We start from the raw sequence: 12,491 nt of genomic DNA on the forward strand, positions 1-12,491 counted from the left end.
CAGCAGCAGCCAAGGGCTGCTGCTCGCTGCTCTATGCGTAATAACGATTGCAGGGAGATCGGCCCGGTCAATGCCGCGCGATCTCCATCAAGAACCGGCTCAAGTCGTTCGCCGTCCTGGCAGTCTTGAGCATCTGGTCCTCCTCTGCGGTGAATGCCGTCAAGCCGAGTTCGTCTTCCAGATGGAAGATCAGGTCTTCGATATCCGCTTTATCCAATCCCAATTGCGCCAGGCTGGCGTTGTCGTCGAAGTCATCCCGACCGTCAAGCAGGCGGCTGATGAATTGATGGACGGCGGCACGCACGGCAGCTCTTTTCATGGCAGCTCTTCCACGGCGTTGTGGTGATCCCTGCTGTTTGTTCCTCAGGTTGAGTACAGCAGGCTTCAGGCGTGCGAGCGTTGCCACTGGTCAATCATGTCACGCAGATGGGCTCCGGAAAAACTGCCGAAATGTCCGCCATGCACCGTACGGATCGGCAGGCCGCGCAAGCGCTGCAGGCTGCGTGCGTAATCATCGAGGTTGGAGTGGTAGGCGTCTTCGATCAACGGCCCGTCGTAGATGATGTCGCCGCTGAACAGGGTCTCGGTGGCCGCTTCGTACAGGCTGATGCCACCTGGGGAATGCCCCGGGGTGTGCAGCACTTGCAGCACCCGGTTACCCAGGTCCAGTACATCGCCTTCGTCGATCGTTTTGGTGGCCGGTGCGGCCTTGACCCGATACTCGGCGTAGCACAATGGGCAATCAGGGTGCGCTTCGAACATGTCGTCGCCGACGAAGGCTTTGCTCAAGTCGTTTTCGCCGTCCGGTGCGGCCAGGATATCCGCTTCGGCCGGGTGCACCAGGCGCTCGGCGAATTCGTGGTGCCCGGCAATATGGTCGAAATGGCAGTGGCTGGCCACCGCCACCAGGGGCCGCTCGGTGATCCACGGCAGTTGCTCACGCAGGCTGACCAGCCCCGAGCCGCTGTCGAGCAACAAGTCTTTGTCGCGGCCTTGAATGTGCCAAAGGTTGCAGCGATAGAAGGGGCGAATGTAAGGCTCGTGAATCAGTCGGATGCCATCGCTGAGCTGTTTGACTTCGAACCACTGATCGCGGCTGACGATCTTCATGGGCAGTTTCCTTCAGGCGAAAAAAAACGAGTGTGGCAACCGACGCCACACTCGTCGAAGAAAGCATCAAGTCGTTATATTCAGCTTAGGCGGCGCTGGCCTGCATCGCCGGGCGTGGGGACAGCAGGCTGACCACCACGAAGCTCACCAGGCCTACGCCGAGGCTGTAGTAGATCGGCGTGTTGGCGTCCAGGCCGTCCTTGAACATGAACAGCAGCGCGGTGGCGAAGCCCAGGCCCATGCTGGCGATGGCGCCGGCGGTGGTGGCGCGTTTCCAGAAGATCGCGCCGATCAGCGGAACCAGCATGCCGCCTACCAACAGGTTGTAGGCCAGGGTCAGGGCGCTGATCACGTCGTTCACCACCAGGGCGATGCCCAGCACCACGATACCGGTCAGCATGGTCACCAGGCGGTTCAGGCCCAGGCTCGACTGTTTACCGCCGCGCAGTTTTGGCAGCAGGTCTTCGGTCAGGGTGGTGGCGGCGGCGAGCAGGCCGGCGCTGGCGGTGGACATCATGGCGGCCAGTGCGGCAGCGATCACCAGGCCACGGATGCCGTCCGGCAGGGACAGTTTGACGATGGCGGCGAAAGCGTTGTTGACGTTGTCCAGATCCGGGATCAGAACGTGGGCAGCCATGCCGATCAGGGCGCAGGCCAGACCGTAGAGGATGCAGTAGACACCGGCGAACGTACCGGCAACCTGGGCCACTTTGGCGGTCTTGACGGTGAACACCCGTTGCCAGATGTCCTGACCGATCAGGATGCCGAAGAAGTAGATCATGAAGTAGGTGATGATGGTGTCCCAGCCGATGGTGGTGAAGCTGAAGCTTGCCGCCGGCAGTTTCAACACCAGTTCATCCCAACCGCCGACGCGGTACAGGCAGATTGGCAACAGGATGAACATCAGGCCTACGGTCTTGATGACGAACTGGACGATGTCGGTCAGGGTCAGCGACCACATGCCGCCAATGGCCGAATAAACCACCACGACGCCACCGCCGAGCAGTACCGAGACCCAGAATGGCAGGCCGAACAGCACTTGCAGCACGGTGCCGATGGCCAGGATCGAGGTCACGCCGATCATCAGTGCGTACGCCAGCATGATCGCCGCGCTCGCGGAGCGGGCCATCGGGTTGTAGCGTTTTTCCAGCACCTGGGTAACGGTGTAGATCTTCAGTTTCAGCAGCGGCTTGGCGAGGAACAGGTTCAGCGCGACGATCCCGCAACCCAGTGCGGCACACAACCAGAAACCGGAGATGCCATGCACGTAGCCCAGGCGCACGGTGCCCACGGTGGACGCGCCGCCGAGGACGGTGGCGGCCATGGTGCCCATGTACAGGCTCGGGCCGAGGTTGCGACCGGCGACCAAAAAGTCTTCGTTGGTCTTGGCCTTGCGCATGCCGTAATAGCCGAGTATCAGCATCGCGGCGGCGTAGATGAGTACGACGAATAAATCCAAAGCCATTGTGGCGTGTCTCCGATTGTCTTTTTTATGTGAGGCTGAAAATCAAACCCTGTGGAAACATCAACCCCTGTGGGAGCGGGCTTGCCCGCGATGGGGGCGCCACGGTCTGTCAGGCAGACCGAGTCATCGTTCATCGCGGGCAAGCCCGCTCCCACAGGTAATGCATTAACCACAGGTGATGCGTTTGTCAGGCGACTTGTCGCATCGCCGGTTTAACGAGCGAATCCGTGCTCTTGCTACGTGAATCATTCGGTCCGAACACCGCGCTCGATTCCGGGAACAGGCTCAGCAGCACCAGGTACACCACCGAGGCCAGGCCCAGGGTGACTGGCAGGCTGATGTCGATACCGCCGGCCATTTCGCCCAGTGGTCCGACGAACTGCCCTGGCAGGTTCACGAAGCACAGGCCGACGGCCGCGCTCGGGATCCAGGCGCCCAGGCCACGCCAGTTCCAGCCGTGGGTGAACCAGTAGCGGCCGCCTTTTTCGCCGCGGGTGAACACCTGCAGGTCATCCGGGCAGTAGAAGCCGCGACGCACCAGCAGGCCGATGATCATGATCACCATCCACGGAGTGGTGCAGGTGATGATCAGTACGGCGAAGGTCGACACGCTCTGCACCAGGTTCGCTGCGAAGCGACCGATGAAGATGAAGGCAATCGACATCACACCGATCAGCAGCGTGGCCTTGACTCGCGACAGTGCCCGGGGGAACACGCTGGACATGTCCAGCCCGGTGCCATACAGCGAGGTGGTGCCGGTGGACATGCCGCCGATCACCGCAATCAGGCACACCGGCAGGAAGAACCAGCTCGGCGAAACCGCTAGCAGGCCGCCGACGTAGTTGTTGGCCGCGATGTAGTCCGGTGCCTTGACCGCTACGATGGTGGCGGTGACGAGGCCGAACAGGAACGGAATCAGCGTGGCCAGTTGCGCAGCGATCACCGACACCATGATCCGGCCTTTCGGCGTTTCACGCGGGATGTAGCGCGACCAGTCGCCGAGGAACGCGCCGAAGGAAATCGGGTTGCTCATGGCGACCAGCGCAGCGCCAATGAACGCGGCCCAGAAACCGGCCTGGCCCATGGCCACAGTGCCGGCGTACTGGCTGTCGAACGCCGGGGCAAACGCGAAGATGCCCAGCAGGAACAACAGGCTGGCCGCCCACACCGCGATGCGGTTGACCCACAGCATGAAGCGGAAACCGTAGATGCACACCGTCAACACCAGCAGCGCGAACAAACCGTAGGCCAGGCCCAGGGTCAGGTCGGTTTCCGGCAGGTCGATCAGGCGCTTGGCGCCGCCTACCAGTGCGTCACCCGAACTCCAGACGGAGAGCGAGAAGAACGCGATGGCGGTCAGCAGCGACAGGAAGGAACCGACGATGCGCCCGTGCACACCGAAGTGCGCGCCGGAAGACACGGCGTTGTTGGTGCCGTTGATCGGCCCGAACAGGCCCATCGGCGCGAGGATCAATGCACCGAGCACCACACCCAGCACAATCGCCCAGACGCCCGCCTGGAAAGACAGGCCGAACAGTACCGGAAAACTGCCGAGCACGGCGGTTGCAAAGGTGTTGGCGCCACCGAAGATCAAGCGAAACAGGTCGCTGGGCCGGGCGGTGCGCTCATTGTCCGGGATCTGTTCGACCCCGTTTGTTTCGATGCTAAGGCTGTTTTCGTTGTTTTTGTTATTCATGATCTGCTCCGATCATAAAGGCGCGCTCATCGTGTGTGAGCGTCACCTGTGTTGGCTAAGGGGTTGGCAGCCCTTCCGGCATCGCGGACAAATGTTCGTGGCAGGCCAGCCATAGGCCTTGTTGTTCTTGGCCAGACGCTTGTTTCTTGAAAACAATCGTCTCGCGCTCCTGGCTAAAGTGCTGCTCCCCTTGCATGCGCAGCTCGGTGGCCACGTCATGGATGAAAATCGCCACGTCACCCTGCAGGCTGACGAAAGCGTTGCTCGACGTGCACGAGAGCACTTCGAAGCAGTCCTCGGCGCGCCAGCTGTCCCACAACGCCTGGTAGGCATCGCGCGACAGCAGGGGCTGTTCGAGGGTGTAGAAGACGAAGCTGGCATCGGCGCTGAACGCGCCGAAGTAGGCTTCGCGATCGTTGCGGGCGAAGGCGGACACCAGGTCGGCGGCCGCTTTCAAGACCTGATCGCGTTCAATCATGACCGATCCTCAGCGATGGACTACGCCAGGCAGTACGCAGAGCATTTCGTACAGCAGGTTGGCGGCCAGCAGCGAGGTGTTGCCGGTGGTGTCGTAAGCGGGCGAGACTTCTACCAGATCGCAACCGACCAGGTCCAGGCCTTGGCAGCCACGGACGATCTCGATCGCCTGGATGGTCGTCAGGCCGCCGATTTCCGGGGTGCCGGTGCCAGGTGCCCAGGCCGGATCGATACCGTCGATGTCGAAGCTCAGGTACACCGGACCGCCGCCGACTTTCTCGCGCACTTCGGCCATCAGGGGGGCCAGGGACTTGTGCCAGCACTCTTCGGCCTGAACCACACGGAAGCCCTGGTTGCGGCTCCAGTTGAAGTCGTCAGCGGTGTAGCCCTGGGCACGCAGACCGATCTGGACCACACGGTCCGGGTCGATCAGGCCTTCTTCGACGGCGCGACGGAAGGTGGTGCCGTGGGCGATTTTCTCGCCGAACATGTGATCGTTCACATCGGCGTGGGCGTCGATGTGCACCAGGCCGACCTTGCCGTGCTTTTTATGGATGGCACGCAGGATCGGCAGGGTGATGGTGTGGTCGCCACCCAGGGTCAGGGGGATCACATCGTGTTCGAGGATGTTGTCGTAGGATTCTTCGATGATCCGTACGGCATCCAGCAGGTTGAAGGTGTTGATCGCCACGTCGCCGATATCGGCAACCGACAGCGAGTCGAACGGCGCAGCGCCGGTGGCCATGTTGTACGGGCGGATCATGACCGATTCAGCGCGGATTTCACGAGGCCCGAAACGGGTGCCAGGGCGCAGGGAAGTACCGATGTCCAGCGGCACGCCGACAAAAGCGGCGTCCAGACCTGCAGCGGTCGGTACATGGGGGAGTCGCATCATGGTGGCGATGCCGCCGAAGCGCGGCATTTCGTTGCCGCCCAGTGGTTGGTGAAGAATCTTGTCCACGGGTAGGGCCTCATCGTCGTTGTTTTATTTATTGGGTTACACCGTTCACGCAGGGACGGGTACCACGAGTAGGTGCCGATTCTGCGAAATGTAGTGGCCGGGAAGAATCGCTACGGGCAAATACTTAGTTCAGATTTTTCTAAACTAATGCTGGTCAGGGAGATAGACTTCTCACCGATCTCTGGAGAACCCCATGGCCAACGCTTTACCCGACCTGAAACTTTTGCGCATTTTCGTCAGCGTGGTGCGGCATCAGGGCTTTGCCAACGCCCAGCAAGAGCTCAACCTCTCGACGTCGGCCATCAGCACCTACATGAGCCAGCTCGAAGCCGCCCTGGGGCTGGTGTTGTGCCATCGTGGCCGTGGCGGGTTCAGCCTGACCAGCAAGGGTGAACTGTTTCATCAGGAAACCCTGCGTCTATTGGGCGAGCTCGAAGGTTTTGAACAATATGCCGCCGCCCTCAAGGGCGAATTGCGCGGCACGCTGAACCTGGGGGTGATCGATTCCACGGTCAGCGACAAGGCCTTGCCGTTCGCCGAAGCCATCGGCGCCTACAGCCAGGAGCACCCGGCGGTACACTTGCACCTGTCGGTGATGAGCCCCTACGAACTGCAACTGGGCGTGCAGGACAACCGCCTCGACCTGGCCATCGGCGCGTTTTCCACGCGCATGAGCGGTCTGGTATACATGCCGCTGTACCGCGAACAGCACTGGTTGTATTGCAGCACGCGGCATCCGCTGTTCAACGAACGGCGCATCCCCGAGCAGGTCATCACCCAGCAACGCATGGTCGGTCGTGGCTACTGGAGCCAGGCCGAGCTGGCCCGTCACGGCTTCAAGCACAGCGCCGCGACCGTGGAAAGCATGGAGGCGCAGCTGATCCTGGTGCTGTCCGGTGCCTACATCGGTTACTTGCCGGAACACTACGCCCAGGCGTGGGCCGACAAGGGCGACCTGCGCGTGTTGCTGCCGGCCACCTTCGGTTATCAGGCGCCGTTCTCGATGATCGTGCGCCGTGGGCGTAGCCGTGAGCCGTTGATCCAGACCTTTCGCGATCTGCTCAAAGCACAACTCAACCAGGCGTGAAGAAGATGCCGAGAATTCAATGTCCCCGCTGCCTGCGTCCGCAGAGCCATTGCCTGTGCCCGCTGATCCCCAGCCTCGACAGCCGCACCCGGGTGTTGCTGTTGCAGCATCCCAGCGAAGTGAACCATGCACTGAACACCGCACGCTTGGCGGCGCTAGGGTTGAGTAATGCCGAGTTGATCGTCGGTGAGGTGTTCGAGGATTTGCCGAGCCTGTTGAATCAACCGGGGTATCGGGCGCGGTTGTTGTTTCCAGGTGAGGGCGCGCAGCCGATGCAGGCGTATGGCGCATCCGATGATCCGTTGTTGCTGGTGGTCCCGGACGGCACCTGGCGCAAGGCGCGTAAGATGCTGCACCTCAATCCGCTGCTGGCGGCGCTGCCACGGGTGACCCTGGCCGAGGGTGGCGTGTCCCGTTATCGGCTGCGCAAGGCGCCGGGGCCCGGCGCGTTGTCGACGGTGGAGGCGATCGTGCAGGCGCTGGAAACACTTGAGGCACCGACCTCGTTTGCGCCGTTGCTCAAACCGTTCGAAGCGTTGATCGAGGGGCAGATTGCGGCGATGGGGGAGGAGGTTTTTCAGCGTAATCATGCTGACAGGTAATGGTCGATTTTGCCGGCCTCATCGCGAGCAGGCTCACTCCTACAATTGATCGAGTTCCTTCAGGAGAAATTCGGTCAATTGTAGGAGTGAGCCTGCTCGCGATGACGGCAGAATAGCCACCCAAAAACTCCAGCCAAACTACCTTTCCCGCATCGCCTCCGTCCGCGCCTTGAGCACCGGTTTAAGCAGATAATCCAGCACCGTCTTCTCACCGGTAATGATATCCACCGTCGCCACCATCCCCGGAATGATCAGCAGTGGTTTTGCGTCCCCGCCGAGGTGGTTTTTATCGGTGCGCACCTGGATCAGGTAAAAGCTGTTGCCCTTGTCGTCAGTGATGGTGTCCGCGCCGATCAGCTCCAGCTTGGCGCTCAAGCCGCCGTAGATTGTGTAGTCGTAGGCACTGAACTTGACCATGGCTTTCTGGCCCGGATGCAGGAACGCCACGTCCTGTGGCCGTACCTTGGCCTCGATCAGCAGGTTGTCTTCCAGCGGCACGATTTCCACCATGTCACTGCCCGGCTGGACCACGCCGCCGATGGTGTTGACCTTCAACAGCTTGATGATGCCCTTGACCGGCGAGGCCACGGTGGTGCGGGTCACGCGGTCGTCGATGGCAATGCTCGAGGCGGTGATTTTCGACAGGTCGGTGCGTTTCTCATTCAGCTCTTTCGCTGCGTCCGAGCGGAACGACTGTTCGGACTCGTCGATCTTGCTCCTGATCTCGGCAATCGCCGATTCCGCCCGGGGAATGGCCAGGGTGGTGGCGTTCAGCGAACCGCGGATTTCCACCGCGCTGCGCTTGAGCCGCAGGATCTCCACCGGCGACACGGCGCCGGTCTTGACCAGTGGCTCGGACATCGCCATCTCCTGGTTGACCAGCGCCAGGCTGGAGCCGTATTGCCCGGCTTTCGAGCGAAACTCTGCCAGTTCCTGGGTTTTTTGCCGCAGTTGTTCAGTCAGCGTGCGTTGTTCGCTGGCCAGTCGACGTTGCCGCTGTTCATACAGCGAGCGTTCGTCTTCGGCGACTTGTGGCGCCTTGGCGATCACTTCTTCCGACAGCTTGAACGGCCGGCCTTCGGCTTCGGCCGACAGGCGTTCGACCTGCGCGGTCAGCGCGTAGCGATCGACTTCGCTTTCGCCCTTGTTCGACAGGTAGCGCGTGTCATCCAGGCGCAGCAAGGTGTCGCCCTTGTTCACCATTTGCCCTTCGCGCACGAAGATCTCGGTGACGATGCCGCCCTCAAGGTTCTGGATCACCTGAACCTTGCTCGACGGAATCGCCTTGCCTTCGCCCATGGTGACTTCCTGCAGCACCGCGAACTTGGCCCAGACCAGGGCGCTGATCAGCAACGCCGCGGCCAGCCACACGGTGATCCGCGACCAGCGCGGGGAGTCCTGCAACGCGGCGCCGGCCGTTTCCGGCATGAACTCGGCTTCGGCACTTTTGCCGAAGCTGTCGAAGTACCCACGTGCTTTCGAAGCATCCGATGAAGCAGACATAGGCAACTCCTAGACGGCCGCAGAGCCGACACGGCCCTTGCGCAGTGCATCGATGACCGCTTCTTTCGGGCCGTCGGCGACGATCCGCCCGTTGTCCAGCACCACCAGGCGATCGACCAGGCTGAGCATCGAGGTGCGGTGGGTTACCAGCAGCAGGGTCTTGCCCTGGACCCAGGTGTGGAGCTTTTGCCGCAAGGCGTCTTCGCTGCTGTTGTCCATGGCACTGGTGGGTTCGTCGAGCAGCATGATCGGCGGGTCGAGCAACAAGGCGCGGGCCAGCAGCACCGCTTGGCGTTGACCACCGGACAGCAACTGCCCACGCTCGCCGACCGGGCGGTCGAAGCCTTGCGGGTGTTGCCGGGCCAGTTCGGTGACGCCGGTCAGTTCGGCCACTTCGAGCATGCGCGCATCGCTGATGTAGCGCGCGCCCAGGGTCAGGTTGTCACGCAGGCTGCCGGCCAGCAGCGGCAGGTCATGGGCGACGTAGCCGATCTGGTGTCGAAGGTCGGCGACGTCCAGTTGGCGCAGGTCCAGGCCATCGAGCAGCAATTGGCCTTGCGCCGGTTCGTAGAACCCCATCACCAGGCGCGCCAGGGTGCTTTTGCCCGAACCGCTGCGACCGATGATGCCGATCCGTTCGCCGGGTTTCACGCTGAAGCTGATATTGGCCAGCGCCGGGGCGTTCTGGCCGTTGTAGTGGAAGGTCACGCCGACCACATCCAGGGCGCCTTGCAGTTGTGTGCGCTCCAGCGGCCGTTGATTGGCGTCGCGCTCCTGGGGCAACGACATCAGCGCGTCGGTGCTTTTCATGGTCAGTTGCGCTTGCTGGTAGCGCGTGATCAGGCCGGCGATTTGCCCCAGCGGCGCCAATACCCGGCTGCCGAGCATGTAGGTCGCCACCAGCGCGCCGACGCTGAGATTGCCGGCGATGATGCTGTAGACCCCGGCCACGATGGTCGCCATGCCGGAAAACTGCTGGATGAACAGCGTGCCATTGGTGGCCAGCGCCGAGAGGTTGCGTGCGTGGCTGTCGAGGCGGGTGAGGGCGCCGTGGGTGCTTTCCCATTTGTGCTGGCGCTCGCTTTCGGCGCTGCAGGCCTTGAGGGTTTCCAGGCCACCAAGGGTTTCGATCAGCAGGGCCTGGCGTTCGGCGCCCAGGCTCAGGCTTTTCTGCACGGTGTCGCGCAGGCGCGTCTGGATGATCATGGCGAAAATGATCGTGATCGGAAACGCCAGCACTGGAATCACCACCAGCCAGCCGCCCAGCAGGCCGATCACGACCAGCATCAACAGGGCAAAGGGCAGGTCGATCAGGCTGGTGAGGGTCACGGCGGTGAGAAACTCGCGCAAGCCCTGGAAATCGTGAATGCTCTGGGCAAAACCACCGATGGTGGCAGGCTTGGCTTTCATCGCCATGCCGGTGATGCGTTCAAAGAGGGTCGCGGAGAGAATCACGTCGGTCTTCTTGCCGGCGGTGTCCAGCAAATGCGCGCGCACCACCCGCAGCACCAGCTCGAACCCGGTGCCGATCAGCAGGCCGATGGACAGCACCCACAAGGTCGAGGTGGCCTGGTTCGGCACCACGCGGTCGTAGGTCTGCATCACGAACAGCGGCACCATCAGCCCCAGCAGGTTGATCAGGAAGCTCGCCAGGATCGCATCGCTGTACAACCATTTCGACAGCTTCAGGGTGTCGCGAAACCAAGCCTGCACCCGTGGCACCAGCGGTGAGCGAAGGTCTTCGAGTTCATGCCGTGGCCGGGCGAACAGCGCCTGGCCACTATAATGCCCGGCAAGCTCCTGGACGGTGGTCCATTGTTCGCCGCCATCGGCTTCGCTGGGCAGCACCAGCACCCGGCCATCCTCGCCAAAGCGGCGCAGCACGGTGGTACGGCCGTTGTTGAGCAACAGCAGCACCGGCAGGTTCAGCGCAGAGATGTCCTTGAGGTCGCGGCGCAGCAGGCGTGCCTGCAATCCCGCCCGGGCCGCTGCGCGGGGCAGCAGGTCCAGGCTCAGGCGTTGGTGTGCCATAGGCAGCCCGGCACTGAGGCTGGCGCGGCTGACCGTCGCGCCGTGGAGTTTGCAGAGGATCAACAGACCGTCCAGGAGCGGGTCATCGAAGCTCAGGCGTGGATCGACACCGGTGTTGGCGGTTTCCATGCTGGTCACATTGATCGCTCCAGGTACTACTTCAGTTCAGGCAGGCGAGCTTCGCTTTTCACTTCGGCCTGGGCGATGGCGTCGGCGGGCAGCACCACGCGTTGTTTGCTCAGCAACTGACCCATGTTCGCCAGCACACGGTACATCGAAAACTCCTCGATGTAGCGTACTTCGGTGTAGCGGCGGTTCGCGTTGTAAAGCTCGTTTTCGCTGTCCAGCAGGTCGAGCAGGGTCCGTTGACCGAGGCCGAACTGATCCTGATACGCCACGCGTACGCGTCGGCTGGTTTCGGCGTACTCGCGGGCGGTCGGGGTTTGTTTCTTGGCGTTGACCATCGCGTTCCACGCCAGGTGGATGTTTTCGTTGAGCTGGCGCAGGGCGTTGTTGCGGATGTCCATCGCCTGATTGATCTTGTGGGCATCGGACTGCAGGCGCGCCTTGTCACTGCCGCCGCGGAACAGGTTGTAGTTCATCACCACGCCGACCCGCCATTCGTTGTCATGGCCTTCTTCTCCGGCGATGTTGTTGTTCGCGCCCACCGCGGCTTCGGCGTCAAAGCGCGGGTAGAACGGCGACTTGGCGACTTCGTACTGGCTCTCGGCCGATTGCACGTCGGCCTGGGCGGATTTCAGGTACGGGTTGTTGTCCACCATGCTTTGCTGGGCATCGGTCAGGGAGGCCGGCAGTTCGCCACGGATCGACGACGGGGCTTCGAGCTCATCGGGCAAGCGCCCGACCACGGCGGCGAAGTTCGACTCGGCGTCGGCCAGGTCGACTTCGGCGGTGTCGAGGTTGTTTTCCGCCAGCGCGCGACGGGCAGTGGACTGGTCGGCGTCGGCGTTGCTGCCGATCCCGCGCTGGGTACGCAGGCCGATCTGGTCGTTGACCCGCAAGTGCGCTTGCAGGTTGTTCTTGGCCAGCGTCACCAGTTCGCGGCGCTTGAGCACTTCGAGGTAGACCTCGATGGTGCGCAGGGCCAGGTCCTGGGCGGTGCCCTGGGCGTAATACGCCCGGGAGTTGACGACGCCCTTGGTGCGCTCGACCTCGTTGGCGGTGTTGAACCCGTCGAAGAGCATCTGCCGCAGACGCAGTTCTGACTGGGTGTAATTGAGGATTTCGGTATGGTGATTGCCCAGCGCCCGAGTGTTGGTGTTGTCGCTGTACCCGCGCCCGTACGCGGCATTGAGGTCCACCGATGGATAAAAGCCCCCCTTGGCGACCTTCACGTCTTCGTCAGCCGACAGACGGCTGTCCACCCGCGATGCGAGCTCCGGGTGGGTGGCGATGGTGCTCTGGATCGCTTCGGTCAGTGACATGGCATACGCCTGGGTACTGCAGGCAATTGCCAGCAAAACCGCGCTGCACAGGGGGTTTAAAAGACGCATGGTTCATCTCCCTGAATCCTAATGGTGCTTTATGAGTCGCCAATT

Annotated in this window: 11 protein-coding genes; 2 read left to right on the forward strand and 9 right to left on the reverse strand. The window is 62.1% G+C overall.

Annotated features, from left to right (window positions below):
• Positions 1-67 precede the first annotated feature (67 nt).
• From OH720_RS07565 to speB, 6 genes are all read right to left on the reverse strand, one after another.
• Entirely contained in the window at positions 68-319 is a 252-nt protein-coding gene (locus OH720_RS07565) for an acyl carrier protein (RefSeq protein WP_272605109.1), read from the reverse strand.
• Positions 320-384: 65 nt separating this feature from the next.
• Positions 385-1,110 (reverse strand): MBL fold metallo-hydrolase, encoded by a 726-nt coding sequence (locus tag OH720_RS07570; RefSeq protein WP_272605110.1) that lies wholly within the window; start codon positions 1,108-1,110, stop codon positions 385-387.
• Between the two features lie 85 nt (positions 1,111-1,195).
• A complete protein-coding gene (locus OH720_RS07575) occupies positions 1,196-2,575 on the reverse strand; it encodes a sodium:solute symporter (RefSeq protein ID WP_008060130.1) in 1,380 nt (459 codons plus the stop codon).
• 187 nt (positions 2,576-2,762) lie between these two features.
• Positions 2,763-4,271, reverse strand: a complete 1,509-nt coding sequence (locus OH720_RS07580; RefSeq protein ID WP_272605111.1) for a purine-cytosine permease family protein — start codon at positions 4,269-4,271, stop codon at positions 2,763-2,765.
• Positions 4,272-4,326: 55 nt separating this feature from the next.
• Positions 4,327-4,749, reverse strand: coding sequence for a YybH family protein (locus OH720_RS07585; protein WP_272605112.1), 423 nt, complete (start codon positions 4,747-4,749; stop codon positions 4,327-4,329).
• Between the two features lie 9 nt (positions 4,750-4,758).
• On the reverse strand, positions 4,759-5,709 hold the full coding sequence (speB, locus tag OH720_RS07590) for an agmatinase (RefSeq protein WP_008060136.1): 951 nt from the start codon (positions 5,707-5,709) through the stop codon (positions 4,759-4,761).
• A 193-nt stretch (positions 5,710-5,902) separates the two neighbouring features.
• On the opposite strand from speB, the gene OH720_RS07595 reads away from it, so the two are divergent.
• Both OH720_RS07595 and OH720_RS07600 read left to right on the forward strand, forming a co-directional pair.
• A complete protein-coding gene (locus OH720_RS07595; RefSeq protein ID WP_007972518.1) occupies positions 5,903-6,796 on the forward strand; it encodes a LysR family transcriptional regulator in 894 nt (297 codons plus the stop codon).
• 5 nt (positions 6,797-6,801) lie between these two features.
• Positions 6,802-7,398, forward strand: a complete 597-nt coding sequence (locus OH720_RS07600) for a tRNA-uridine aminocarboxypropyltransferase (protein ID WP_272605113.1) — start codon at positions 6,802-6,804, stop codon at positions 7,396-7,398.
• A gap of 138 nt (positions 7,399-7,536) precedes the next feature.
• Here OH720_RS07600 and OH720_RS07605 read toward each other — a convergent pair whose 3' ends face one another.
• Genes OH720_RS07605 through OH720_RS07615 form a run of 3 tightly spaced genes read right to left on the reverse strand, consistent with a single transcriptional unit; the run spans position 7,537 to position 12,446 of the window.
• Complete coding sequence (locus OH720_RS07605) at positions 7,537-8,901, reverse strand: HlyD family type I secretion periplasmic adaptor subunit (RefSeq protein ID WP_180202890.1); 1,365 nt, start codon at positions 8,899-8,901, stop codon at positions 7,537-7,539.
• Positions 8,902-8,910: 9 nt separating this feature from the next.
• A complete protein-coding gene (locus OH720_RS07610) occupies positions 8,911-11,070 on the reverse strand; it encodes a type I secretion system permease/ATPase (protein ID WP_272605114.1) in 2,160 nt (719 codons plus the stop codon).
• Between the two features lie 17 nt (positions 11,071-11,087).
• Positions 11,088-12,446, reverse strand: coding sequence for a TolC family outer membrane protein (locus OH720_RS07615; protein ID WP_272605115.1), 1,359 nt, complete (start codon positions 12,444-12,446; stop codon positions 11,088-11,090).
• Positions 12,447-12,491: the final 45 nt, after the last annotated feature.

This window comes from Pseudomonas sp. WJP1 (assembly GCF_028471945.1).
Classification (GTDB): Bacteria; Pseudomonadota; Gammaproteobacteria; order Pseudomonadales; family Pseudomonadaceae; genus Aquipseudomonas.

Excerpts from the sequence above, each read along its gene's own strand:
- OH720_RS07605 (WP_180202890.1), bottom strand. The coding sequence starts at position 8,901 with ATGTCTGCTTCATCGGATGCTTCGAAAGCACGTGGGTACTTCGACAGC.
- OH720_RS07570 (WP_272605110.1), bottom strand. The coding sequence starts at position 1,110 with ATGAAGATCGTCAGCCGCGATCAGTGGTTCGAAGTCAAACAGCTCAGC.
- OH720_RS07585 (WP_272605112.1), bottom strand. The coding sequence starts at position 4,749 with ATGATTGAACGCGATCAGGTCTTGAAAGCGGCCGCCGACCTGGTGTCC.
- OH720_RS07595 (WP_007972518.1), top strand. The coding sequence starts at position 5,903 with ATGGCCAACGCTTTACCCGACCTGAAACTTTTGCGCATTTTCGTCAGC.
- OH720_RS07565 (WP_272605109.1), bottom strand. The coding sequence starts at position 319 with ATGAAAAGAGCTGCCGTGCGTGCCGCCGTCCATCAATTCATCAGCCGC.
- OH720_RS07580 (WP_272605111.1), bottom strand. The coding sequence starts at position 4,271 with ATGAATAACAAAAACAACGAAAACAGCCTTAGCATCGAAACAAACGGG.
- OH720_RS07600 (WP_272605113.1), top strand. The coding sequence starts at position 6,802 with ATGCCGAGAATTCAATGTCCCCGCTGCCTGCGTCCGCAGAGCCATTGC.
- OH720_RS07575 (WP_008060130.1), bottom strand. The coding sequence starts at position 2,575 with ATGGCTTTGGATTTATTCGTCGTACTCATCTACGCCGCCGCGATGCTG.
- OH720_RS07615 (WP_272605115.1), bottom strand. The coding sequence starts at position 12,446 with ATGCGTCTTTTAAACCCCCTGTGCAGCGCGGTTTTGCTGGCAATTGCC.